We start from the raw sequence: 23431 nt of genomic DNA on the forward strand, positions 1-23431 counted from the left end.
TAGAGGCGGCTCACAGCCCGGTCTCACGGTCCTCTCAGCCGGGCGGCCGAGCGTAGCGCCCATGACCACGACCAGCTACTCCCCTCCGGCCGGCGAACCGTGGCCCGAGGCCGCGAACTACCCGCCGCCGGAGGCGCCGCGGCCGGCCCCCGCCGCTCCCGGACCGGCAGCGGGCCCCGCGGCGGCCGACGCGCTCTTCCCCGAGTGCCCGCCGCCCGCCGCCGGCCCCAAGGGCCCGGCGTCCGGGGCCGGCCGGCTGCGCAGCCTGCCGGCCCGTTCATGGCGCGGCCGCGCCGACGACCCGCGCTGGGTACGGCCCGCGCTGCTGGCCCTGCTGGCCGCCACCGCCGTGCTCTACCTCTGGGGCCTGAGCGCCTCCGGCTGGGCCAACTCCTTCTACTCGGCGGCCGCCCAGGCCGGCAGCCAGAGCTGGAAGGCCTTCTTCTACGGCTCCTCGGACGCCGGGAACTTCATCACCGTCGACAAGCCGCCGCTCGCGCTCTGGCCGATGGCGCTCTCGGCCCGCGTCTTCGGCCTCTCCTCCTGGTCGGTGCTGGCCCCGCAGGCGCTGATGGCGGTCGCCACCGTGGCGACCCTCTACGCGACGGTGCGCCGTCGCTTCTCGCCGCTCGGCGGCCTGCTGGCCGGCGGCGCGCTGGCGCTGACCCCGGTGGCGGCGCTGATGTTCCGCTTCAACAACCCCGACGCGCTGCTGGTACTGCTGCTCACGCTGGCCGCGTACGGCCTGCTGCGGGCCGTCGAGGCGGCGGGCACCCGGTGGCTGGTGTTCACCGGGGTGATGTTCGGGCTGGCCTTCCTCACCAAGACGCTCCAGGCCTTCCTCGTCCTGCCCGCCTTCGCGCTGGTCTACCTGGTGGCCGCGCCCACCGGCCTCTGGCGGCGGGTGCGGCAACTGCTGGCCGCCGGGCTGGCCATGGTGGTCGCGGGCGGCTGGTGGGTGGCGGTGGTCGAGCTGGTGCCGGCCTCGGCCCGGCCGTACATCGGCGGTTCGCAGGACAACAGCTTCCTCTCGCTCACCTTCGGCTACAACGGCCTCGGCCGGCTCAACGGCAATGAGACCGGCAGCGTCGGCGGCGGCAGGCTCCCCGCCGGAATGGAGGCCCCGCCCGGCGGCGGCCGCGCGATGGGCGGCGGCTGGGGCGAGACCGGCATCACCCGGCTCTTCGACGGCGACATCGGCGGGCAGATCGCCTGGCTGATGCCGGCCGCGCTGATCCTGCTGCTGCTCGGCCTCTGGGCCACCCGCCGCTACGCCCGGACGGACAGCGCCCGCGCCGCCTTCCTGGTCTGGGGCGGCTGGCTCGTCTGCACCGCGCTGACCTTCAGCTTCATGTCCGGGATCTTCCACCAGTACTACACGGTGGCGCTGGCTCCGGCGGTCGCGGCCCTGGTCGGCATGGGCGTCGACGGGCTCTGGCGGGTCCGGCACCGGCTGCCGTACGCGGCGGTGCTGGGCGCCACCCTGGCGGTGACGGCGGTCTGGGCGTACGTCCTGCTCGGGCGCAGCGCGGACTTCCTGCCGTGGCTGCGCTGGGCGGTCCTGGTCGGCGGGCTCGCGGCCGGGGCGGCGCTGCTGCTGGCCGGACGGCTGGCGGCCCGGCTCGCCACGACCGTCGGGCTGGTGGGCCTGGCGGCGGCGCTGGGCGGTCCGGCGGCCTACGCGGTCGACACCGTGAACACCGCGCACACCGGCTCGATCGTGACGGCCGGTCCGGCGGTCGCGGGCGGCCGGGGCATGGGGCCGGGCGGGATGCGGGGCATGCCGCCGGGCGCCGACGGCCGGTTCTTCGTCAACGGCCGGCAGGTCTCCCCCGGTCAGGGCGGTCCTGGCCAGGGCGGTACCGGTCAGGGCGGTACCGGTCAGGGCGGTACCGGTCAGCTGCCCGGCGGCGTTCCCGGCGGCGCCCAGGGCGGCGGGGCAGGCACGAACGGCACCGGCGGACGCGGCGGGTTCGGCGGAGCCGGCGGGTTCGGCGGCGGAACGGGCGGCGGGGCCCCCGGCGGCATGGGCGGGCTGCTGAACGGCGCCACGGTGAGCGACGAGGCCGCCGCCGCACTGAAGCAGGACGCCGACCGCTACACCTGGGCCGCCGCGACCAGCGGCTCGCAGAACGCCGCCAGTTACCAACTCGCTTCCGGCGTACCGGTGATGGCCCTCGGCGGCTTCAACAGCAGCGACCCGTCGCTCAGCCTGGACGCCTTCCAGCGGTACGTCCGGGAGGGCAAGGTGCACTGGTTCATCGGCGGCGGCTCGCGCCGCGCGTTCGGCGCCGGCACCGGCACCGACACCGAGGCGGGCACGGGCGCGGGTACCACCGCGCGCGCCGACGGCGGGGCCCAGGAGTCGCAGACGGCGCAGATCGAGGCCTGGGTGGAGAGCCACTTCACCGCCAGGACGGTGGGCGGCACCACGTTCTACGACCTGACCCAGGCGCCCGGTTCCTGAGCCGGCGCAGGGCGGCGCACCGCACGGAGGGGACGCACCGCGAGCCTGCGGCGCGTCCCCTCCGTGCGGTGCGGCACGGATCAGTCGGTCAGGCACCGCGTCCCGGCGGCCGGCGGGATGCCGTCGGTCAGGAAGGTGTCGACCGAGGCGCGGATGCACGCGCTCCGGCTGTAGGCGGTGTGGCCCTCGCCCTCGCGGGTGAGCAGGACGGCCTTGCCGAGCTGGGCGGTGAGGTTCTCGGCCCAGGCGTAGGGCGTCACCGTGTCACCGGTCGAGCCGACCACGACGATGGTGGCCCCGCTCGTCGTCGTGATCGGGCCCGGCCGCTCGGCCGGCCGGAACGGCCAGGCCCGGCAGTCGGGGTCGAACAGCGCCAGGCTCGGGTCGTGCCGGCTGATCAGCGGGGCCCCGGCCGCCATCTCGGCGTAGGCGGCCCGAAGTGCCTCGCCGGTCGGCGCGCCGGCGTCGCCGTCGGCGCAGTGGATGGCGGCGTAGGCGTCGGCCGAGACGTCGTAGTGGCCTTCGCTGTCGCGGTGGTTGTACCCGTCGGCGCGCGCGAGCAGGTTGTCGCCCTCGCCCCGGGCCATCGCCAGGCCGAGGTCGTCGCGCAGGGAGTCCCGGGCCTTCTCGTCGCCGTAGAGGCTGTCGATGACGCCGGCCCAGCCCGCGTTGGCGGTGAGATCGCGCCCGCTCGCGGTGGTGAGCGGCTTCTGCTTGAGCCCGTCGAGGAAGTCGGCGAGCTTGTCGGCGGCCGCGGCCTGGTCCCTGCCGAGCGGACACTGGTCCTGTTCCGCGCAGTACGCGGCGAAGGCCTGGAGCGCGCGCTCGAACTCGGCGTACTGCTCGATGTTCTGCTGGACGAGCGGCACGGACGGGTCGACCGCGCCGTCCAGCACCAGCCGGCCGACCCGGTCGGGGAACTCCTCGGCGTAGAGGCTGCCGAGGTAGGTGCCGTAGGACAGGCCGAGGTAGTTGAGCTTCTCGTCGCCCACCACCGCCCGCAGGACGTCCATGTCGCGGGCGGTGTTGCGGGTGCCGATGAAGGGCAGCACCTTGGCGTACTTGGCCTGGCAGGCGTCGGCGAGCACCTTGCCCCGTTCGGCTCCCGGCGCGTCGGCGGTGACCCACGCGTCACGGTCCTTGTCGTCCAGGCAGTTCACCGCGGTGGTGAGGCCGACGCCGCGCGGGTCGAAGCCGATCGTGTCGAAGCGGTCGTGGAGCGGGCCGTCGAACTGCCCGGGGTCGTTCCTGATCATGTCGACGCCGGAGCCGCCGGGCCCGCCGGGGTTGACGAGCAGGGAGCCGATCCGCTGGTCCCGCTTGCCGGCGGGGTTGCGGACGACGGCCACGTCCAGGGTGTCGTCGGCCGGGTTCGCGTAGTCCAGCGGGACCTTGAGCGTGCCGCACTGGATCACCGGTTCGTCGACCGCGTCGGACTTCGGGCCGTCGGCGCAGGGGGCCCAGTCGATCCGCTGACCGTAGAACGGCCTGAGCGCCGGGTCCACCGCGGCGGTCGGGGCCGGCCCCGGGGTGGCCTCGGAGGCCGGGGTCACGGGGCGGGTCGGCGCCGCGGCCCCGCCCCGGGAGGACGTGCCGCGGGCCGCGTCGCCGGATCCGGTCGAACTGGTGCAGCCGGCCAGGAGCGCGGCGGTGACGGCGACCGGCAGGGCGCCCCGTGAGAACCGGGTGATCATCGAGTGCACCACACACGCATATCACCCGGTCCTGACACGGGTCACATCGTTGCCGCCACAGCGGGGGTGAATGGGGACAAAGGCAGACGAAACGTTTCCTCAGCCGTCGCACTGCTGCAGCATGGCCTTCTTGTCGGCCTCGGTGACGGGCAGTTGGTACTTCAGCGAGACCTGGGCGAAGCGCACCGCGTACGAGCAGCGGATCGTGGTGTTGGCCGGGAGCCAGGTGGCCGGGCCGGAGTCACCCTTGGAGGCGTTCTGCGAGCCGTCCGCCGGGATGAGGTTGAGCGGGTCGTTGGCGATCTGGACGCGCTTGGCCTTGTCCCACTTCGACGCGCCCATCTGCCAGTCGTAGGAGAGCGGCATCACATGGTCGATCTGGATCTTCGAGGCCTGCTGCTTGCTCCACCGGACGGTCTTGCCGGTGTACGGGTCGTCGATGGTCATCGCGGTGACGGTGCAGTTCGACCCGTCCTTGTGCTCGACCGCCCGGCCGTCCCGGGCCAGCAGGTCGTTGCGGGTGTCGCAGTTGTTGTGACCGCCGGGAACGCCGTCCACGTTGTCCGTCCAGGCCGGGCCGAACTCGTTGCGGTCGTAGCCGTCCTTGGGGCCGGCGGCGGCGGTGGCGACCCTCGCGATGACGGCCCGCCCGGCCCTCCGGTCCTCGGGCGAGGTCAGCGGCGCGAGGCCGGGCCGGGTGCCGTCGGGGTTCTGCAGCGGGCTGGTGCCCCCGCCGGCCGGCCCGGCCGCGTCGGCGGCCGGCTTGCCGGCACCCCCGGAGCAACCGGCCAGCGCCAGGGTGGATATCAGGAAGACGACGGCGGCGGACAGGGCGGTGCGGCGGGCGGGCACGGAGACTCCCGGGCTGGGGGGTGGTTGACGGCGACCCAGCAGACCAGCCGCCCCACACACCGTCAAGGCGGCGCAGCGCGGAGCGTTCGAGCATGTCGAAGCTCACACTCCGGCGCCCGCCCGCCGCCGGTCAGCGCCGCAGTGCGCGCGCCGTCTCCTCGACCACCTGGTCGAGCGGTGTCCGGGAGACGCCCAGCGCGCGCTCCGTCCGCGCCGAGTCGAGCAGCAGCGGGCGGTACAACAGGTAGTCCATCTCGACCACTTCGGCCAGGATCCGGTCGTCCTCGCCGAGCCGGGCCAGCTCCTGGGACGAGACCGCGGTCAGCCGGGGCCCGGCCGCGCCCGCCGCCCTCGCCAGCCGCCCGGCCAGCTCCCGGGCGGACACCTCGCCGGTGCTGGGCACGTGCCAGGCCCGGCCCCAGGCGGTGTCGCCGCGGGCGGCGGCGACCAGGGTGGCCGCCACGTCACCGAGGTAGCTCCAGCTGTGCGGCGCGTCCAGGTCGGCCGGGTAGCGGGCCGGCTCACCGGCCACCACCGCCGGGGCCGTCATCAGCTGGAACAGGGATCCGGCGCCCGCCCCCAGGAAGTCGCTGGCCCGGACCTCGGTGGCCCGGATCCGGCCGGCCCGGTGCGCGGCCAGCGCGTCGGCCCAGATCCCGGCCCGCAGCGCGCCCTTGCGACTGGTCGGGGCCGCCGGGCGGTCCTCCTCGATGCGACCGTCCACCGGGCCGTAGCCGTAGACGTTGCCCAGCAGGACCAGGCCGGCGCCGGTGCGTTCGGCGGTGGTGAGCAGCGCGGCCGCGAGCGGCGGGAACTCCTCCGGCCAGCGGTGGTACGGCGGGGCGGCGCAGTTGACCAGGGAGGCGGCGCCCTCGGTGAGCGCGGTGAGCCGGTCGGCGTCGGTGGCGTCGGCGGCGATCCGCTCGATGCCGGGATGCTCGGGGCCGGTGCCGCGCCGGGTGACCAGGCGGACCGCCCCGCCCGATTCGGCGAGCCGGCGGGCGGTCGCGGTGCCGGTGGGGCCCGCGCCGACGACGACGTGGAAGTCCATGGGATGCTCCGGAGTTGCCAGGGGTGGTGTCGCGGCGTCAGAGGCGCGCCGCCGTGATCCACTCTGCGGCCGGGCGGGGTGGGGGAACAGGGACCCGGCTGCCGAGCTTCCGGAGGTTCTGGCCATGCCGTCACCGTCGTCGCAGGTGCCGCCGTCGTCCCGGGTGCTGCCCGTGACGGAGTCCGAGCGGCCGGTGACGCGGCCGGGGCCGCACCGGATCGCGGTGGTCGCCGTGCCGCCGGTGACCGCCTTCGACCTCTCCATCCCCGAACTCGTCTTCGGCGCCGCCGAGCTGGACGGCCGGCCCGCCTACGAGGTGCGGATCTGCACCCCCGACCCCGGCCCGGTGGCGACCACCGGCAGCCTCCAGGTGGTCGTCCCGCACGGCCTGGACGCGCTGGAGGAGGCGGACACCGTCATGGTCACCGGCTCCGGCGCCCGCACCGAGGCGGACGAACGGGTCCTGGAGGCGCTGCGCGCGGCGGCCCGGCGCGGTGCCCGCCTCGCGTCCATCTGCACCGGCGCGTTCGTGCTGGCCCAGGCCGGTCTGCTGGACGGGCGCAGCGCCACCACGTACTGGGTGCAGGCCGGCGCGCTCGGGCACCGCTTCCCGTCCGTCCGGGTCCGCCCGCGGGCCCTGTTCGTCGAGGACGGCCCGGTCCTGACCTCGGCCGGGCTGACCGCCGGCATCGACCTCTGCCTGCACATGGTCCGCACCGACCACGGCGCGGCGGTGGCCAACGCGGTGGCCCGGCTCGCGGTGGTCTCGGCCGTCCGGGACGGCGGCCAGGACCAGGCCCTGCCGTCCCCGGTGTCGGCGGCGGACGGCAGTTCGCTGACCGCCACCCGCGCCTGGGCGCTGGAACGGCTGGACGCGCCGCTGACGCTGAGTGCCCTGGCCGCCCACGCCGGTGTCAGCGTCCGCACCCTCAACCGCCGTTTCCGGGCCGAGGTCGGCGCCACGCCGCTCCAGTGGCTGCTGACCCAACGGATCGAGCGGGCCCGCGAACTGCTGGAGTCCACCGGGCTCCCGGTCGACCTGGTCGCCGGCCGCGCGGGCTTCGGCACCGCCGACTCGCTGCGCCGCCACCTGCTCCAGCGGATCGGCATGACGCCGCGCACCTACCGCACGCACTTCGCCCGTCCGGCACGGTGACCCGCCCGGGCGGTACGCGGTCGGAGCGGCCGCCGGGGTCACCCCCCGATCGCGGACATCGGCCGGTCCGGCTGGACGAAGCCGGCCGAATTGATCGCGTGGCCCGGGCCCTTGCGGGCGATGGTGGCCCGCCAGGCCGCCTCGATCCGGTCGTCGTCGGCGCCGCCGCGCAGCAGCGCGCGCAGGTCGGACTCCTCGGTGGCGAACAGGCAGTTGCGCAACTGGCCGTCGGCGGTGAGCCGGACGCGGTCGCAGCCGCCGCAGAACGGGCGGGTGACGGAGGCGATCACACCGACCACGGTGTCGGTGCCGGCGATCCGCCACTCCTCGGCCGGCGCGTTCCCGTGCCGGCCGACCGGGACGAGGTCCCAGCGGGTGCCGAGGACGGCCAGGATCTCGTCGGCGGTGACCATCGTCGCCCGGTCCCAGGCGCCCTGCGCGTCCAGCGGCATGGATTCGATGAACCGCATCCGGTAGCCGTGCCCGGCGGCGAACTCGACCAGGTCGAGGATCTCGTCGTCGTTGACACCGCGCACCGGCACCGCGTTGACCTTCACCGGCGCGAGGCCGGCGGCCTGCGCGGCGGCCAGGCCGGCGAGGACGTCGGCGATCCGGTCCCGGCGGGTGATCGCGGCGTACCGCTCGGGGCGCAGGGTGTCCAGGCTGACGTTCACCCGGTGCAGCCCGGCCTGGTGCAGCGCCCCGGCGGTGCGGGCCAGACCGATGCCGTTGGTGGTCAGCGAGACCTCGGGGCCGAGGGCGGTGATCCGCCCGATCAGCTCCGGCAGGCCGCGGCGCAGCAACGGTTCGCCCCCGGTCAGCCGGATCGTGCCGATGCCCAGCCGCCCGACCGCGATCCGCGCCAGCCGGACCACCTCGTCGTCGCTCAGCACCTCGGCCTTCGGGAGCCAGGCGAGGCCCTCGGCCGGCATGCAGTAGGTGCAGCGCAGGTTGCAGCGGTCGGTGAGCGAGACCCGCAGGTCGGTGTGGACCCTGCCGAAGCGGTCCAGCAGCGGGCGCGGTGCGGTGTTCATCGGCCCAGTACAGGGGCAGCCGGGCGGAGAAACCAGCGGCCGAACCACCGGGGAGCTGCCCCGACCTGCGGGTTCTCCTTGTGCATTCGTACAACTGTGGCTTCCTCCTGCTGCGCGCGGGCCCCCGGACGGGCAGGCTGGGCCCATGCGCGACAGCACGGGGACCAGTGGCCGGACGGGTGGTGAACGGCCGGTCGCCGCCCTGGTGCTGGCCGCCGGGGGCGGGCGGCGGCTCGGCGGCCGGCCGAAGGCGCTGATCCGGTACCGGGGGCGGCCGCTGGTGGAGCACGCGGTGGCGGTGGTCCGGGCCGGCGGCTGCGCGTCGGTGACGGTGGTGCTGGGCGCGGCCGGCGAGCAGGTGCGGTCCACCGCCCACCTGCCGGAGTGCCGGCTGGTGGCCAATCCGGACTGGGCCGGCGGGATGGGCTCCTCGCTGCGTGCCGGCCTGGACGCGCTGGCGCCCGAGGCCTCGGCCGTCCTGGTGATGCTGGTGGACACCCCCGGGGTCACCGCGGCGGCGGTGGGCCGGCTGCTGGCCGCCCACCGGGCCGGTGCCGAACTGGCGGCGGCGGCCTACGAGGGGCGGCGCGGGCACCCGGTCCTGATCGGCGCCCGGCACTTCGCCGAGGCGGCGGCGGGCGCGACCGGGGACTCCGGCGCACGCGCCCTGCTGGCGGCGCACGCCGACGGGATCACGCTGGTCGAGTGCGCCGACATCGCCGTCCCCGACGACCTGGACACCCCTGCCGACCTCGCCCGATGGGCGGCCGGGTGATCATCCTCCGGTCCGGACGGGCACCCGGTCCCCCTGCGGGGTGGCACGGGCTCCTCCTCTCCGACGAGGGATCGACCGCACACCCCTGATCTGTCCCTGAGGATTGCCCCATTCCGCGCCGCGGCCCCCGGGTTTCGGGGAGCATGGGACACGTCCTTCCCCTCGATTCGAACGGACGGTGCCCCGCGATGTCCGGACTGCCCGACGACTTCACCGGACGCGACCCCGCGCAGCACGGGCCGGTGGCGGGCGGTGGCGCCCGGGCGATCCGCTGCCCCGCCTGTCGGCGCGAGCACCTCTACGAGCCGCCGTCGCTGCCCTGCCCGTGCGGCGCCTCGCTCAAGGTGCCGCTGCTGCGCGGCGGCGTTCCGGTACAGGTGCGGTTCCGGTCCTGGGAGGACTCCTGGCTGAACATGCGCTGCCCGCACTGCGGCCGCTCCGACCAGTGGCCGCAGCCCGAGTTCACCTGCAACTGCGGCGCCACCGTCCGGCTGCCGGTGGACCGCACCACCCGCCTCGGCGGCAGCGCGACCACCGGCCGGCTCGGCACCGCCGGCCCGCCGAGCTCCCGCCCGCACCCGGCCCACCCGTTGAACACGCCCGTCCCCGCCCCGCCCGGCGGGTCCGGCGCCTCGGCCACGCCCTGGCGGCGGCGCGCGCCGTTCCGCCCGCACCCGGTGCGCACCTCGCAGGACGCGGTGTTCACCGCCGCCCGCTACCTGGAGTGGCTGGGCTTCGACGACCTGGAGCTGACCGAGGCCCAGGAGCGGGACGGGGTCACCCTGCTGGGCAGCCGGATGGTCGCCCAGGTGGACACCTGGACCGAGCCGGCCGACGTGAAGTCGGTGGAGTGCCTCTGGCTGCAGACCCTGCACGCCGAGGAGATGGCCGCCGCGATGTTCACCCTGGCCGGCTACTCGCACCAGGCCACCGTGCGCGGCGAGCAGTTGCTGGTCGCCCTGTTCAGTCTGGACCTGGCCGGAGTGCCCCAGCCCGCGAACGGCGCCGCCGAGGCCCTGATGGAGACCGGCTGGACGTCCTGACCCGCCCTGCCCCGCCCCGTTCTCCCTGATCCCCCTGAGCCGCCCCGCGCCGCCCCGCCCGACCCCGCGCCGGCCCCGCCCGACCCGGCGCCGCCCCGCCCCGACGACCCCGGCCGCCCCGTCCGCCCCGTCCGCCCCGGGAGCGACCGACACGGGACCGGGTCCGCGCGCAACAACCTGCGCTCGTGATCTGGTGCACAAGCTCACCCCCGTGTTGAATTGCCGCCACAACGCGGGCCTTGGGGGTAGAGGCCGGCGTCCTGCTGGATGGCGCGCACAAGGAGGTGGCGTTGTCGGAGCACGGATGGGGCCCGAGTGGCCGGGACGGGCGGGACGAGCGGGACGCGCGGGGGCGGGCGGCGCCCGGAGAGCCGGGGGACACCGTATGGCGGCTGCGGTCCCGGGCCTGCTGGCAGGAGGCCGCGGAGCTGTTACGCCCGGCCGCCGAGCGTGACCCCGAGGCCGCGCTCGGGCGGGCCGAACTCCTCATCGAGCAATGCCTGTTCACCGCCGCCAACTGGACCCAGGCGGAGCAGGCACTGCGCCTCGCCGAGGCGCTGGTGACCAGCACCGAACAGCGCGCGGGCGCCTCCTGCGCCCGCGGGTTCCTGGCGTACGTCTCCAGCGTGCTCGGCGCACGCGACCGGCTGGACGAAGCACAGGCGGCGCTCGGACGCACCTCCGCGCTGCTGCCGCCGGACGCCCCCGGGCGGCCGCTGCTGGACTTCCGCCGGGGGCTGGTCGCCGAGAACCTGCTGCGCGACCGGACGGCGGCCTGGATCGCCTACCGCCGGGCGCACGAGGGAGCCGCCGAACGCGGGGACGAACTGCTGCGCTCCTACACCTGGCGGCACCTGGCCGCGCTGGCCCAGGCCGCCGGGGACCAGGACCGGGCGCGGGAGGGCTTCGACGCCTCGCTGCGGCTGCGCGAGCAGCTCGGCTTCACGGTCGGGGTGGCGCCCGCGCTGGCGGCGTTGGCCGAGGTCTCCGGACCGGACGAGGCGGTCCGGCTGCGGGCCGAGGCGGCCAGGCTGGTCCAGGCGCTCGGGGGCGTGCCGGTCTGGCTCGCGCGCCAGCTGAGCGCGGTGCGCGCGCCGGGCGCTCCCCCGGACGGACGCATCGAACGCGAACCTCGGGGAACTATCAGCTAAGGTGAGCCTAACCTGGCCGGGGTGAGCAGTACTCCGGCCAGGTTCGCCTTGCCGTTCCCGGGCTCCGCCAGGCCCCGGCCGGCCGGGGCCCGGCCACCGTCGAACCGGCCGGGCACGGGCCGGACGGTCCGGCACGGGTTCCGGTCGACCCGATAGGGCCCGCCCCATGACCGCGAGCAGCACCCGGCCCGGCCCCGCGCCGCACGCCCCCCGCACCACCCCCGCGCACGCCGTCACCCCCACGCCGGCCGCACCCCCGGCGGCACCCTGCACCGCCAGCTACCGCAGACTCGGCCTGCTCTTCCCCGCGCTGCGGGTGCACAGCGCGGCACCCCGCGCCGGCGACGGCTGGATCTCCGGCGCCGACCTCCTGACCGGCCCGGACGCGCTGGGCGAACTGATCGCCCACGACGCCCGGCAGGGGCTGACCCGGTACGGCCGGCCGCTGCGCCCCGACGTCGCGGCCGGCTTCGGCCTGCACCGCTTCACCTGGCCGGCCGCGCTGCTCTTCACCCTGCCCTGGTTCCTGGAGCGCCGGGTCCCCCTGCTCGCCCCCGCGGACGTCTCGATCCGCCGCGCCACCGGTGAACTCACCGCCCGCCCGGGGGCTTTCGTCTGCCTGCCCGACGACCCGGCCGCCGGGTGGCCCGACGCCCGCACGGTGGCCGACGAGGCGGCACTGGCCGCCGAACTGCGCGCGGCCCTGGCCGGCTTCCTGGCACCGGTGCTGACCGCCTTCCGCCCCGCGGTGCGCCGCAGCCCGCGGATGCTCTGGGCGATGGCGACCGACGCGGTGGTGGAGGGGCTCTGGTACGTCGGCGGGCTGCTCGGCGAGGAGGAACGGGCCCGGGCCGAACTCTCCGACCTGCTCGCACCGGCCCCGGCCGCACCGCACGGGCCGTCCACACCCTCGACACCGTCCGCATCGAGCGCACCGTACGCATCGAGCGCCCCAGCGCCCCGGGCGTGCACGCCCGGCGCGTCCGCACCCTGCTTCACCCCCGGCGCGGGCTTCGCGACCGGCAGTGCTTCGGGCACCGACCGTGCCCGGGCCAGTTGCTGCCTCGTCTACACCGTGCAGCCCGAGGAGATGTGCGGCGGCTGCCCCCGCGTCACGCGGGGTTGACGGCACCGGCCTCCGGACCGCGCCGGGAAAGCCCGGAATTCCGGGCAACAGCGCCCCTTTATTAATACGACAATGCGACTTCTCCCACGTCAGAAATCCCTCTCCTCAGCGCATTGACGGCGAATCAGCCATTCTCGGGCCGAGCATCCGCCATGATGGTCCCCGCCATCACGACGCAGGAAAGCGAGGCTGGTCCAGGCGATGAAATTGTCCGACATACCGCTCGGTTGGGCCGTCACCGGCGTGGCGGCGCTGCTGGTCACCGCCCTGCTGGTGGCCCTGGCCCGAAATCGGGGATCCGCCGCCGGCCCGGGCGGCTCGGATTCCTGGGAGCGTTCCGAGGAACGCCGCCGCCGCAAGGAATCCCTGTACGGCGGGGCCTCGTACACGCTGCTGTTCTGCTGCGCCGCCGTCGCGGCCGCGCTCTCCTTCCACGGCCTGGTCGGTTTCGGGGTGCAGAACCTCAACCTCTCCGGCGGCTGGGAGTACCTCGTCCCGTTCGGCCTGGACGGGGCGGCGATGTTCTGCTCCGTGCTCGCCGTCCGCGAGGCCAGCCACGGTGACGCCGCGTTCGGCTCGCGCCTGCTGGTCTGGCTGTTCGCCGGCGCGTCCGCCTGGTTCAACTGGGTGCACGCCCCGCGCGGTTTCGGCCACGCCGGTGCCCCGCAGTTCTTCGCGGGGATGTCGCTCTCGGCCGCCGTGCTGTTCGACCGGGCGCTCAAGCAGACCCGCCGGGCCGCGCTGCGCGAGCAGGGCCTCGTCCCGCGCCCGCTGCCGCAGATCCGGATCGTCCGCTGGATGCGCGCTCCGCGCGAGACCTACGCGGCCTGGTCGCTGATGCTGCTGGAGGGCGTCCGCAGCCTGGACGAGGCGGTGGACGAGGTCCGCGAGGACAAGCGGGAGAAGGTCGTGGAGAAGGAGCGCCGCCGGCTGGCCGGGCGCCGCGAGCGGGCCGAGATCCGGGCCATCAACCGCTCCAACAGTGCCTGGCGCACCCGTGGCACGGCCCGGCAGCTGGAGTCCGGCCAGGAGTCCGCCATAACCGGCGGGCCCTCGGCGGACCGGCCCGCCGTCGAGCCGCCCGCGTCGGCCGCCGAGGGCCCGGCGGCGCAGCCCGGCCTGCCGGCCCGTCCGGAACGACGCACCATCGACCTCACCCTGGAGGAGGACACCGTCGCGCTGCCCCGGCTGGATTCGCTGGAGCGCAAGCTGAAGGACCTGGAGCAGCAGTTCGGCTGAGGCGCCGGGGCCGGGGCCCGGCCCGAGCGGGCCGAGCGGCTCCGCCCGGTGGGTCCGACCGGAGCCGGTCGGACCCACCGGGACCGGCCCGGTCAGGCCGCCGGCGTGGCGGTGAGCTCGAACCACATCCGCTTGCCCGAGCCGCGCGGCTCCACGCCCCAGGCGTCCGCCAGGGCCTCGACCAGCATCAGCCCGCGCCCGGAGGAGGCCTGCTCCCCCGGCGTCCGGCGGGTCGGCCAGAGGTCGGACTCGTCCTCCACCTCGACCCGCAGCCGGGCCCGGCCCCCGTCCGCCGCCGACTCGCGGTAGAGCCGGGCGGTGAACATGGCGTCCCGGTCGGTGTGCCGGATCGCGTTGGTGACCAGCTCGGAGGCGAGCAGTTCGGCGGTGTCCACCAGCTCCGCCACGCCCCAGCGGCGCAGCGCGTCGCGCAGCTCGGCCCGCACCTCGGAGATCCGGGCGAGGTCCGCCTGCCCGATCCGGCGGCGCAGCTGCTGGGCGGCCAGGCCGCCCTCCGGGCCGTCCCAGCGCAGCAGCAGGAGCGCTATGTCGTCCTCGCGCTCGCTGGAGTCGGCGACCTGGGAGGAGATCCGGTCGGCCAGCTCCTCCAGCGGGTCGACCGGGCCCTCGTCACGGCGGGCCAGCGGACCGGCGAGCACCTCGGCCAGCCGGGCGATGCCGTCGTCGAGGTCCATCCCGCGTGCCTCGACCAGGCCGTCGGTGCAGAGCAGCACCGTCTCCCCCGGGTCCAGGCTGAACCGGGTGACCCGGTACTCCTCGTCCGGCGCGATGCCCAGCGGCAGCCCGCCGGCGACCTGGACCACGGTGGCGGTGCCGTCGGCCCGGCGGACCAGCGGGTCGAGGTGGCCGGCCCGGACGGCGTAGACGACGCCGTAGTCGACGTTCACCTCGGCGTAGGTACAGGTGGCGAAGTGGTCGGTGTCCAGGTCCGCGAGGAAGCGGGAGGCCCGGGCCATCACGGCGGCCGGCGGGTGGCCCTCGGCCGCGTACGCGCGCAGCGCGATCCGCAGCTGGCCCATGATCCCGGCGGCGTGCACGTCGTGTCCCTGGACGTCGCCGATCACCAGCCCGACGTGTCCGCCGGGCAGCGGGACGACGTCGTACCAGTCGCCGCCGATCTGCAGGCCGGAGCCGGCCGCCAGGTACCGGACGGCGGTGGTCACACCGGGCACCGACGGCACGTTGCGCGGCAGCATCACCCGCTGCAGGCCGGCCGCCAGCTCGTGCTCGGCGTCGTGCAGCCGGGCCCGGGCCAGCGACTGGGCGACCAGGCCGCCGAGGGTCGAGAGCAGGGTGCGCTCGTCGGCGTCCAGCTGGCGGTCGTCGTCGAAGCTGACCAGGCAGACCCCGATCGGCCGGCCGCTGGCGACCAGCGGCAGGAACGCCCAGGAACTGCGGCCGGTCCGGCTGGTCGGCGTCCACACCTTCGCGTAGCGCTCCAGGAACTCCTCGCGGCTGGCGATGAAGACCGGTGCCCGGGTGCGCAGCGCCTCGGCCGCCGGGTGGTCGGCCGGCAGCACCGAGCGGTCCCAGAAGGACAGCTCCTCCGGCCGGTAGCCGGAGGCGCCGAGGATCTGCACCCGGCCGGACTCGAAGGAGGCCAGGACCAGGCCGTCCGGCGGCAGCCCGGGCAGCGGGAGCTCGGTGAAGACGCGGGCCACGTCGCGGACGGTGACGGCCTCGGAGAGCGCGCGGGCGGCCTCCTTGATGAACCGCGAGCGGTCCTCCCGCAGCAGGGCCATCCGGTCGGCGCGGTCGCGCTTGCGCAGTTCGACGGTGGCGTCCCAGATGAAGCCGACCATCCGCGAGGCCCGGCCGAAGGCGTCGGCGAGGACCCGGCCGCGGAACCGCACGGCGCGCATCGACCCGCTCGGCCCGACGGTGCGGTAGTAGGCGCCGCACTGGCCGAGCTCGGCGACCGCGCGCTCGACCCGGCGGCGCACCACGGGCGCGTCCTCGGGGTGCAGCAGGGACAGGAAGGAGGCGGAGGTGCGGTCGAAACGGTCCCGCGCGGCCGAGTCCAGGCCCATGATCGCGCAGGCCCGCTGGTCACCCTCCAGGACGTCGCGGCGGATGTCCCAGTCGAAGGAGCCGATGCCGTTGGCGGCCATCGCGGGCTCCAGCCAGTCCGGCGTGGAGTCCCCCGAGGCGACGGGCAGGCCACCCGAGAGCATCGGCGCCAGCCGGCCCGCGGCCAGCCCGGGCGCCGTTCGCAACGCGTGCCTGCGCACCGCCTGGGCGGGTGGTCTCGCCCGCCCCGACCCGGCCGTGGACTGGCCGGGAGGAAGCGCCGGCCCCGGTGACTCGGGCTCAGTGGGCATGCTGCTCCTGCCGCCGCCGTGACGAGCCGCGCCGACTGTCCGGGCTGGCCTCATGGCGGTGTGAGTGGGTGGTGCTCGATCGGACCGTGCCGCCGGGCGGCGGCCAGTCGAGGTGAGGTCTCCCCGCTGTTTGCCGCACGTGGACACACATTCCCACCATCCTGGCCAATGTTCGGCCGAGCGGCAATGGCACCGGGCCGGGAATCTTCGGCTCGGCCTTCGCCGGGGGGTGTCGTTCGGCGGCGAACGACCTGGTTCTCCCCGTTCGGACGCCCGGCGCGGCCGGGGTCCGGAGACTGCTCCGAACGGATGGGTCGGGGCCACCGGCCGGCGCCGGCGGCAGTGCGGACGGCACCACGACGGGCGGGGCGCGGGGAGTGGCGAGGGGCAGCGGCGGCCAAGGGCGGAGCGGAAAGGAGGGGAGGGGACGGCTCCGGAGGTCAGGCGGTGACCAACTCGAACCAGGTGACCTTGCCGTCCCCGCGCAGCTGAACCCCCCAGGAGTCCGCCAGCGCCTCGACCAGCATCAGCCCGCGCCCCGAGGTGGCGTACTCGGCGTCCGGATCGCGACGGCGGCCGGGCAGCCGGGTGACGCCGTCGTGGACCTCGATCCGCAGCCGGAGGTCCGCGGTGAGCACCGCGTCGAAGACCGCGCCCTGCCCGGTGTGCAGCAGCGCGTTGGTGACCAGCTCGGAGGAGAGCAGCTCCGCGGTGTCGGCCAGCTCGGGCACCCCCCAGTGGCCGAGTGCGGAGCGCAGCCGCCGGCGGACCGCGGCGACCGCGACCAGATCGGCCGCCTCGACCGCCAGATGCAGCCGGCGGTTCAGCGCGCACCCCGGTGCCGGGGTGCGCGGCAGCGCCTGGCCCGCCGTGCCGGTGACCCCGGACGCGCCCGGTGCGCCGCCCTGAGGCCTGGACCGGAAGGCGTCCCCCGAGCCCGTCCGCTGCCGCGGGAATCGCGACTGACCGTCCATCACCACTTGCCCCCGCCCTCAATCCGGGCACCCGCTCCCGGATCCCCCGCCGGTCGGGTGGCCGCCTCGTTCTGACCACCATCCTCATGCCCAGCTTTCGGCGTTTGGAACAGTGTGCGTCCGATCACCTGGGGTGAAAGGGGCACGGCGCGGTCCTCGTGATCCAACCGCCCGTGCCGGACAGGTTTGCGATGCGTACGAGGCGTTTTCGGGCAAGGCTGGACAGAGCGGCCGGGTCCGGGTTCAATGGCCCGGGATGTTTGAACGCCGTTCTAACTCCACCCCCGGCACCCACCGGCACTCCCCGGCGACCGCGAGCGAGGAACCGTGCGACTGACTCCCACCGAGCGGGACCGGCTGCTGATCTTCACAGCAGCCGAGCTGGCCCGCGCCCGGCGCGCCCGAGGGGTACGCCTCAACATTCCCGAGGCGCACGCCCTGATCGCCGACGCCGTCTGCGAGGCCGCCCGCGACGGCCGGCGCCTCGCCGAGGCCATCGAGGCCGGACGCAGCGTGCTCACCGCCGCCGATGTGCTCCCCGGCGTCCCGGACGTGGTGACCGTGGTCCAGGTCGAGGCGGTGTTCGACGACGGCACCCGGCTGGCCGTGGTGAACGACCCGTTCAAGGGCGCCGGCTCGCTCGGCGACGACGCCCCCGGCGGCGCGCTGCCCGGCACGGGCGCGGGCTACGACCCCGTCGAGGAGACGGTGCTGCTGCCCGTCCACAACACCTCCGGGGTGCCGATCTCGGTCACCTCGCACTTCCACTTCTTCGAGGCCAACCCGCGGCTGGCCTTCGACCGCGCCGCCGCCTACGGCACCCACCTCGCGGTGCCGGCCGGCTCCTCGGTGCGCTTCGACCCGGGCGCCACCGTCGAGGTCGGCCTGGCGCCGATCGGCGGCGCGCGGGTCGCGATCGGCTTCGCCGGGCTGGTGGACGGCCCGCTGGACGCTCCCGGCGCCAAGGAGGCCGCCCTGGCCAAGGCCCGCGCCACCGGCTACCTGACCAGCTTCGACGACGCCGAGGTGGAATCGTGAGCGCCATCACCCCGCACGACTACATCGCGGTGCACGGCCCGCGGGCCGGGGACCGGATCCGCCTCGGCGACTCCGGTCTGATCGTCCGGGTCGAGTCCGACTCCCAGACGCCCGGCGAGGAGTTCCTGGCCGGCTTCGGCAAGACGGCCCGCGACGGCCTGCACCTCAAGGCCGCCGCCGTCCGCGACACCTGCGACGTCGTGATCAGCAACGTCCTGGTGATCGACGCGGTGCAGGGCATCCGGAAGACCTCGATCGGCCTGATCGACGGCCGGATCGCCGCCATCGGGCGGGCCGGCAACCCCGACACCCTGGACGGCGTGGACGTCGTCGTCGGCACCGGGACGACGATCGTCTCGGGCGAGGGCATGATCGCCACCGCCGGCGCCGTCGACACCCACGTCCACCTGCTCTCGCCGCGGATCATGGAGGCCTCGCTCGCCTCCGGCGTCACCACGATCATCGGCCAGGAGTTCGGCCCGGTCTGGGGGGTGGGCGTGAACTCCCCCTGGGCGCTGCGGCACGCCTTCAACGCCTTCGACGCCTGGCCGGTCAACATCGGCTTCCTCGGCCGCGGCTCCTCCTCCGACCCGGCCCCCCTGGTCGAGGCCCTCGCCGAGGGCGGCGCCTCCGGCTTCAAGGTCCACGAGGACATGGGCGCCCACACCCGCGCCCTGGACACCGCCCTGCGGGTCGCCGAGGAGTACGACGTCCAGGTCGCCCTGCACACCGACGGCCTCAACGAGTGCCTCTCCGTCGAGGACACCCTCAAGGTGCTCGACGGCCGAACCATCCACGCCTTCCACATCGAGGGCTGCGGCGGCGGCCACGTCCCCAACGTGCTCAAGATGGCCGGCGTCGAGAACGTCATCGGCTCCTCCACCAACCCCACCCTGCCGTTCGGCCGCGACGCCCTCGGCGAGCACTTCGGCATGATCGTCTCCGCCCACGACCTCAAGGTCGACCTCCCCGGCGACGCCGCCATGGCCCGCGACCGCATCCGCGCCGGCACCATGGGCGCCGAGGACGTCCTGCACGACCTCGGCGTCATCGGCATCACCTCCTCCGACGCCCAGGGCATGGGCCGGGCCGGCGAGACGGTGCGTCGCACCTTCGCCATGGCCGGCAAGATGAAGGCCGAGCTCGGCCCCCTCGACGGCACCGGCTCCTACGGCACCGCCGAGGGCGGCGACGACAACGAGCGCGTGCTGCGCTACATCGCCAAGCTCACCATCAACCCCGCCATCGCCCACGGCCTCGCCCACGAGGTCGGCTCGATCGAGATCGGCAAGCTCGCCGACATCGTCCTGTGGCGCCCCGACCACTTCGGCGCCAAGCCCCAACTGGTCCTGAAGGCCGGGTTCCCCGCCTACGGCGTGGTCGGCGACCCCAACGCCTCCACCGACCGGTGCGAACCCCTCGTCCTGGGCCCCCAGTTCGGCGCCCACGGCGCCACCGCCGCCGACCTCTCCGTCGCCTTCGTCGCCCAGGCCGCGGCCGACGGCGCCTACCTGGACCGGGCGGCCGACGGCATGCCGACCCGACGCCGCCGGGTCGGCGTCCGGAACACCCGCGGCATCGGCCCGCGCGACATGGTCCGCAACGCCCGGATCGGCGACGTCCAGGTCAGCGAGACCGGCCTGGTCTCGCTGGACGGCTCGCCGCTGCGCTCCGAGCCCGCCGACAGCGTCTCGCTCAGCCGCCTCTACTTCCTCTGACCCACCATCACTTTCTTTCCTAGGACGCGAAGATGACCCCCACCCCCGCCTCGCTCGGTTACCGGATGCCCGCCGAGTGGCACCCGCACGACCGCACCTGGATGGCCTTCCCCACCGCCAACCCGACCTTCGACACCCCGGAGAACCTGCACTCCGGGCGCGAGGCCTGGGCCGCGGTGGCCAACACCGTCGTCCGGTACGAGCCGGTGACACTGGTGGTCAACACCGGCGAGACCGAGGAGGCGCGCAAGTACGTCGCCCCCGAGGTCGAGATCGTCGAGCGCCCGCTGGACGACGCCTGGATGCGCGACATCGGCCCGTCCTTCCTGATCGACGGCGAGGGCTCGCTGGCCGCCGCCGACTGGATCTTCAACGGCTGGGGCGCGCAGTCCTGGGCCCGCTGGGACAACGACCAGCACATCGCCGAGCACATCAGCGAACTGACGGGTGTTCAGCGCTTCGCCTCCCGGCTGATCAACGAGGGCGGCGGCATCCACGTCGACGGCGAGGGCACCGTGCTCGTCACCGACACCGTGCAGCTCGGCGAGGGACGCAACGCCGACTGGACCCGCGAGGAGGTCGAGGCCGAGCTGCACGCCCACCTCGGCACCACCAAGGCGGTCTGGCTGCCGCGCGGACTCACCCGCGACTACGACGAGTTCGGCACCCGCGGCCACATCGACATCGTCGCCTCCTTCGTCCGCCCCGGCGTCGTGGTCGCCCACGTCCAGCCGGACCCGGCCCACCCCGACCACGAGGTGTGCCAGGAGCTGGTGGCGATCCTGCGCGCGTCCACCGACGCCCGGGGCCGCGCCCTGGAGGTCATCGAACTGCCCGCGCCCACCGTCCTGACGGACGAGGACGGCGAGCCGGTCGACTACTCGTACATCAACCACTACGTGGCCAACGGCGCCGTGGTGCTCTGCGCCTTCGACGACCCGCGCGACCAGGAGGCCGCCGAGATCCTCGGCCGCGCCTACCCCGGCCGGACCATCGAACTCGTCGACGCCCGCGAGATCTTCGCCAACGGCGGCGGCATCCACTGCATCACCCAGCAGCAGCCCAAGGCGGGCTAGTTCCGGGACGGGCGAGCGAGCGGCCGCGGGCCCGGCGAGTGGTCACTCGCCGGGCCCGCGGGGGTTTCCGGGAGCCTCCAGCGCGTCGAGCCACCCGAGCAGGCGGGCACCTTCACGGGTCATGATCTCCGGCTCGCGCAGGGCGTTGGCCAGCAGCGACATACCCTGGTAGCCGGCGACGAGGGTGACGGCGAGGCCGTCCGGGTCGGGCAGGCCGAGGGCGCGGAACTGGTGTCCGGCCCAGTCGAGCAGCCGCCGGATCACCGCGCCGGCCTCCGCGTCCAGGATCCCGTCCGCGCGCTTGTCGACCTCGACGGCCAGCGTGCCGGTGGGGCAGCCGTAGCGGACGGCGGTCTCGCGCCGGCCCACCCAGGCTTCGACCAGGGCCTTGAGACGGTCCCGCGGGTCGGGCAACTCGTCCAGGCCGCCGGTGAGTTCGTCCAGATGAGCGCTGTGCTCGGACAGCGCGGCGCGGACCAGTTCGTCCTTGGTCTTGAAGTAGTAGTAGACGTTTCCGACGGGCACGTCGGCCACCCGCGCGATGTCGGCGAGGGTGGTCCGTTCGACCCCCTGCTGGTGCAGGACCTGGGCCGCCGCGGCCGTGAGCCGTCGGCGCTTGTCGCTCGCCCGCCCCCGGGGCTTCACTGAGTCAGTCACCTGACCAACTATAGACAGCGCCCGGGACGGCCGTGCTAGGGTCCAACCAAGTCAGCCAACTAACTTACTTGGGGGATCCAGATGATCGTCGTGACGGGTGCGACCGGGAACATCGGGCGGACGCTGGTGCCGCTGCTGGCCGGGGCGGGCGAGGAGGTCGTGGCCGTCTCGCGGCAGCCGCGGCCCGCCGGCCTTCCGGCGGGTGCCCGGCATGCCCGGGCCGACGTCGGGGACGCCGCGGGCATGCGGCCGGTCCTGGACGGCGCCGACGCCTTTTTCATCCTGCTGGGCGGCGAACTCAACGGCCACGGCGAGAGCCCGAAGGCCCTGCTGGACGTGGCCGGGGCCGCCGGGGTCGAGCGGGTCGTGCTGCTCTCCTCCCAGATCAACTCCACCCGCCCCCAGGCCGCTTCGCATGCCCGCCTGCGTGAGTTCGAGGCCGCCGTGCGCGAGTCCGGCCTGGACTTCACCGTCCTGCGCCCGGGCGGTTTCGCCTCCAACGCCTTCGCCTGGGCCGAGTCGGTCCGCACCGAGCGCACGGTCTTCGCCCCGTTCGCCGAGGTGGCACTGCCCGTCATCGACCCGGCGGACATCGCCGAGGTCGCCGCCGCCGTCCTGCGCGAGGGCGGCCACGCGGGCCGCACGTACGAACTGACCGGTCCCGAGGCCGTCAGCCCGCGCCGCCAGGCCGCGGTGATCGCCGAGGCGCTGGGCGAGGAGGTGACCTTCGTGGAACTCTCCCGCGAGCAGGCCCACACCCACCTGGCGCGGTTCATGCCCGAGGAGGTCATCGGCGGCACCCTGGACGTCCTCGGCGTCCCCGTTCCGGCGGAGCAGGAGATCAGCCCCGACGTGGCGACCGTCCTGCGCCGCCCGGCGCGCCCCTTCGGCGACTGGGTCGCGCGCAACCTGCCGGCCTTCCGGTAGCGCCCGTCCCGGGCGCGCGGAGCACGGCGCGCGCCCGGGACGGCTTCCGGGTCACCGGTGATGACGGCCGAGGTCGTCGGTGGTCAGGCCGTGGGTGCTGTGCATGGCGATCGAGCTGTAGGAGGAGCGCAGGGCCCGCAGCTGGGCGAGCCGCCGCCGCTCGGCGAGGACACCGTCGAGGTTCTCGGTGGGGCCGTCGTGGCGGCGGTGCAGATGGACCGCCAGCCCGGTCACACAGACGGCCAGGGCCGCGAACAGGGCGATCAGCGTGGCCATGGGGGCCACCCCCTCGGGTTCGGGGTCGTCGGTACCCGTGCGATGCGCCGCCGCGGTGCGCACCGCCCGGTAGTCGGTACGTACCCGCAGGAGCGTGGTGCCGAACCGGTCGGCCTCCCGCTCCGTGGCCCTTCGGGCACGGCCAGTATCGTGGGGCCGGCGCGGCGCGGCCGCGGCGGCACAGAGGAGAGCAGCACATGGCGGACGCCCGCCCGCGCCGGCCGGCGCGCCCCCGCGAGGAGGTCTTCGCCACCGCGCGGACCGCCATCGCCGAGCACGGGCTCGCCAAACTGACCATGGCCGGTCTCGGCAAACAGCTCCAGATGAGCGCCGGGCACCTGCTCTACTACTTCGGCAGCAAGGACCAGCTGCTGCTGGAGACACTGCGCTGGAGCGAGGAGCAGCTCGGCGCCCGCCGCCGCACCGCCCTGGCCGACGGCGGACGGGACGTCTGGGAGCGGCTGGGCGAGTACATCCGGCTGTACCTGCCCGAGGGGCCCGGCGACCCGCGCTGGATCCTCTGGGTCGAGGTGTGGGGGCGCTCCCCCGCCAGCGAGGAGCTCCGCCAGGGGCAGCTGGAGATCGAGGCCCCCTGGGACGCCGACCTCGTCGCCCTGCTCGACGAGGGGACCGCCCGTGGTTCCTTCACCGCCGGACCGGCCGGGGTCGGTGGGGCGGACGGATCCGCTGCCACCGAGCGCGCCGCCCAGATCCGCGCCCTGCTCGACGGTCTCGCCGTGCCGCTCGCGCTCGGCCTGCCCGGCGCGCACCGCACCCGGGCGCTGCACCTGGCGGAGTCGGCCTTCCGAACCCTGCTGGCACCCGCCTGACACCG

20 protein-coding genes are annotated in these 23431 nt (G+C 75.0%); 12 read left to right on the plus strand and 8 right to left on the minus strand.

The window, feature by feature from the left end; translation table 11 throughout:
- Nucleotides 1-61 precede the first annotated feature (61 nt).
- Nucleotides 62-2467 carry a glycosyltransferase family 39 protein gene (locus ACIQTO_RS05555; protein WP_402383256.1) on the plus strand — a complete coding sequence of 802 codons (2406 nt, stop codon included), beginning with the start codon at nt 62-64 and terminating at the stop codon, nt 2465-2467.
- Nucleotides 2468-2547: 80 nt separating this feature from the next.
- Here ACIQTO_RS05555 and ACIQTO_RS05560 read toward each other — a convergent pair whose 3' ends face one another.
- From ACIQTO_RS05560 to ACIQTO_RS05570, 3 genes are all read right to left on the minus strand, one after another.
- Nucleotides 2548-4161 (minus strand): alpha/beta hydrolase, encoded by a 1614-nt coding sequence (locus tag ACIQTO_RS05560; RefSeq protein ID WP_402383259.1) that lies wholly within the window; start codon nt 4159-4161, stop codon nt 2548-2550.
- Between the two features lie 99 nt (nt 4162-4260).
- On the minus strand, nt 4261-5013 hold the full coding sequence (locus tag ACIQTO_RS05565) for an HNH endonuclease family protein (RefSeq protein ID WP_402383260.1): 753 nt from the start codon (nt 5011-5013) through the stop codon (nt 4261-4263).
- Nucleotides 5014-5143: 130 nt separating this feature from the next.
- Nucleotides 5144-6064: an NAD-dependent epimerase/dehydratase family protein gene (locus tag ACIQTO_RS05570; RefSeq protein WP_402383262.1), complete on the minus strand. Its 921-nt coding sequence runs from the start codon at nt 6062-6064 to the stop codon at nt 5144-5146.
- Nucleotides 6065-6188: 124 nt separating this feature from the next.
- Between ACIQTO_RS05570 and ACIQTO_RS05575 the strand changes: the two genes are divergently transcribed.
- On the plus strand, nt 6189-7220 hold the full coding sequence (locus ACIQTO_RS05575) for a GlxA family transcriptional regulator (protein ID WP_402383265.1): 1032 nt from the start codon (nt 6189-6191) through the stop codon (nt 7218-7220).
- Between the two features lie 38 nt (nt 7221-7258).
- On the opposite strand, the gene moaA is transcribed toward ACIQTO_RS05575, so the two are convergent.
- Nucleotides 7259-8254 (minus strand): GTP 3',8-cyclase MoaA, encoded by a 996-nt coding sequence (gene moaA / locus ACIQTO_RS05580; RefSeq protein ID WP_402383267.1) that lies wholly within the window; start codon nt 8252-8254, stop codon nt 7259-7261.
- Nucleotides 8255-8399: 145 nt separating this feature from the next.
- Here moaA and ACIQTO_RS05585 point away from each other — a divergent pair, with 145 nt between their 5' ends.
- From ACIQTO_RS05585 to ACIQTO_RS05605, 5 genes are all read left to right on the plus strand, one after another.
- Nucleotides 8400-9029, plus strand: a complete 630-nt coding sequence (locus ACIQTO_RS05585) for an NTP transferase domain-containing protein (protein WP_402383270.1) — start codon at nt 8400-8402, stop codon at nt 9027-9029.
- Between the two features lie 188 nt (nt 9030-9217).
- A complete protein-coding gene (locus ACIQTO_RS05590) occupies nt 9218-10072 on the plus strand; it encodes a hypothetical protein (protein WP_402383272.1) in 855 nt (284 codons plus the stop codon).
- Between the two features lie 290 nt (nt 10073-10362).
- Complete coding sequence (locus ACIQTO_RS05595; protein WP_402383274.1) at nt 10363-11223, plus strand: hypothetical protein; 861 nt, start codon at nt 10363-10365, stop codon at nt 11221-11223.
- Between the two features lie 166 nt (nt 11224-11389).
- Nucleotides 11390-12349 (plus strand): (2Fe-2S)-binding protein, encoded by a 960-nt coding sequence (locus tag ACIQTO_RS05600; RefSeq protein WP_402383276.1) that lies wholly within the window; start codon nt 11390-11392, stop codon nt 12347-12349.
- A gap of 201 nt (nt 12350-12550) precedes the next feature.
- Nucleotides 12551-13588, plus strand: coding sequence for a DUF2637 domain-containing protein (locus ACIQTO_RS05605; RefSeq protein ID WP_402383279.1), 1038 nt, complete (start codon nt 12551-12553; stop codon nt 13586-13588).
- 92 nt (nt 13589-13680) lie between these two features.
- Here ACIQTO_RS05605 and ACIQTO_RS05610 read toward each other — a convergent pair whose 3' ends face one another.
- Nucleotides 13681-15930 carry a SpoIIE family protein phosphatase gene (locus ACIQTO_RS05610; protein ID WP_402383282.1) on the minus strand — a complete coding sequence of 750 codons (2250 nt, stop codon included), beginning with the start codon at nt 15928-15930 and terminating at the stop codon, nt 13681-13683.
- Between the two features lie 440 nt (nt 15931-16370).
- Entirely contained in the window at nt 16371-16904 is a 534-nt protein-coding gene (locus ACIQTO_RS05615; protein WP_402383284.1) for an ATP-binding protein, read from the minus strand.
- Nucleotides 16905-17231: 327 nt separating this feature from the next.
- Here ACIQTO_RS05615 and ureA point away from each other — a divergent pair, with 327 nt between their 5' ends.
- Genes ureA through ACIQTO_RS05630 form a run of 3 tightly spaced genes read left to right on the plus strand, consistent with a single transcriptional unit; the run spans nt 17232 to nt 20736 of the window.
- Nucleotides 17232-17942 carry an urease subunit gamma gene (gene ureA / locus ACIQTO_RS05620; protein WP_402383287.1) on the plus strand — a complete coding sequence of 237 codons (711 nt, stop codon included), beginning with the start codon at nt 17232-17234 and terminating at the stop codon, nt 17940-17942.
- Nucleotides 17939-19660, plus strand: coding sequence for an urease subunit alpha (locus ACIQTO_RS05625; protein WP_402383289.1), 1722 nt, complete (start codon nt 17939-17941; stop codon nt 19658-19660). The genes ureA and ACIQTO_RS05625 overlap by 4 nt, the downstream gene beginning before the upstream one ends.
- A gap of 32 nt (nt 19661-19692) precedes the next feature.
- Entirely contained in the window at nt 19693-20736 is a 1044-nt protein-coding gene (locus ACIQTO_RS05630) for an agmatine/peptidylarginine deiminase (RefSeq protein WP_402383292.1), read from the plus strand.
- A gap of 42 nt (nt 20737-20778) precedes the next feature.
- Here the strand turns inward: ACIQTO_RS05630 and ACIQTO_RS05635 are convergent, their stop codons facing one another.
- Nucleotides 20779-21393: a TetR/AcrR family transcriptional regulator gene (locus tag ACIQTO_RS05635; protein ID WP_402383294.1), complete on the minus strand. Its 615-nt coding sequence runs from the start codon at nt 21391-21393 to the stop codon at nt 20779-20781.
- Nucleotides 21394-21474: 81 nt separating this feature from the next.
- Here ACIQTO_RS05635 and ACIQTO_RS05640 point away from each other — a divergent pair, with 81 nt between their 5' ends.
- Nucleotides 21475-22320, plus strand: a complete 846-nt coding sequence (locus ACIQTO_RS05640; RefSeq protein ID WP_402383296.1) for an SDR family oxidoreductase — start codon at nt 21475-21477, stop codon at nt 22318-22320.
- Between the two features lie 51 nt (nt 22321-22371).
- On the opposite strand, the gene ACIQTO_RS05645 is transcribed toward ACIQTO_RS05640, so the two are convergent.
- Nucleotides 22372-22596, minus strand: a complete 225-nt coding sequence (locus ACIQTO_RS05645) for a hypothetical protein (RefSeq protein WP_402383299.1) — start codon at nt 22594-22596, stop codon at nt 22372-22374.
- Between the two features lie 197 nt (nt 22597-22793).
- On the opposite strand from ACIQTO_RS05645, the gene ACIQTO_RS05650 reads away from it, so the two are divergent.
- Nucleotides 22794-23426: a TetR/AcrR family transcriptional regulator gene (locus ACIQTO_RS05650; RefSeq protein ID WP_402383302.1), complete on the plus strand. Its 633-nt coding sequence runs from the start codon at nt 22794-22796 to the stop codon at nt 23424-23426.
- Nucleotides 23427-23431: the final 5 nt, after the last annotated feature.

Source organism: Kitasatospora sp. NPDC091207 (assembly GCF_044768625.1).
Classification (GTDB): Bacteria; Actinomycetota; Actinomycetes; order Streptomycetales; family Streptomycetaceae; genus Kitasatospora.

Coding starts and splice junctions, on each gene's coding strand:
- ACIQTO_RS05555 (WP_402383256.1), top strand. CDS start 62: ATGACCACGACCAGCTACTCCCCTCCGGCCGGCGAACCGTGGCCCGAG.
- ACIQTO_RS05560 (WP_402383259.1), bottom strand. CDS start 4,161: ATGATCACCCGGTTCTCACGGGGCGCCCTGCCGGTCGCCGTCACCGCC.
- ACIQTO_RS05570 (WP_402383262.1), bottom strand. CDS start 6,064: ATGGACTTCCACGTCGTCGTCGGCGCGGGCCCCACCGGCACCGCGACC.
- ACIQTO_RS05575 (WP_402383265.1), top strand. CDS start 6,189: ATGCCGTCACCGTCGTCGCAGGTGCCGCCGTCGTCCCGGGTGCTGCCC.
- moaA (WP_402383267.1), bottom strand. CDS start 8,254: ATGAACACCGCACCGCGCCCGCTGCTGGACCGCTTCGGCAGGGTCCAC.
- ACIQTO_RS05585 (WP_402383270.1), top strand. CDS start 8,400: ATGCGCGACAGCACGGGGACCAGTGGCCGGACGGGTGGTGAACGGCCG.
- ACIQTO_RS05590 (WP_402383272.1), top strand. CDS start 9,218: ATGTCCGGACTGCCCGACGACTTCACCGGACGCGACCCCGCGCAGCAC.
- ACIQTO_RS05600 (WP_402383276.1), top strand. CDS start 11,390: ATGACCGCGAGCAGCACCCGGCCCGGCCCCGCGCCGCACGCCCCCCGC.
- ACIQTO_RS05605 (WP_402383279.1), top strand. CDS start 12,551: ATGAAATTGTCCGACATACCGCTCGGTTGGGCCGTCACCGGCGTGGCG.
- ACIQTO_RS05610 (WP_402383282.1), bottom strand. CDS start 15,930: ATGCCCACTGAGCCCGAGTCACCGGGGCCGGCGCTTCCTCCCGGCCAG.
- ACIQTO_RS05615 (WP_402383284.1), bottom strand. CDS start 16,904: ATGGACGGTCAGTCGCGATTCCCGCGGCAGCGGACGGGCTCGGGGGAC.
- ACIQTO_RS05630 (WP_402383292.1), top strand. CDS start 19,693: ATGACCCCCACCCCCGCCTCGCTCGGTTACCGGATGCCCGCCGAGTGG.
- ACIQTO_RS05640 (WP_402383296.1), top strand. CDS start 21,475: ATGATCGTCGTGACGGGTGCGACCGGGAACATCGGGCGGACGCTGGTG.
- ACIQTO_RS05645 (WP_402383299.1), bottom strand. CDS start 22,596: ATGGCCACGCTGATCGCCCTGTTCGCGGCCCTGGCCGTCTGTGTGACC.
- ACIQTO_RS05650 (WP_402383302.1), top strand. CDS start 22,794: ATGGCGGACGCCCGCCCGCGCCGGCCGGCGCGCCCCCGCGAGGAGGTC.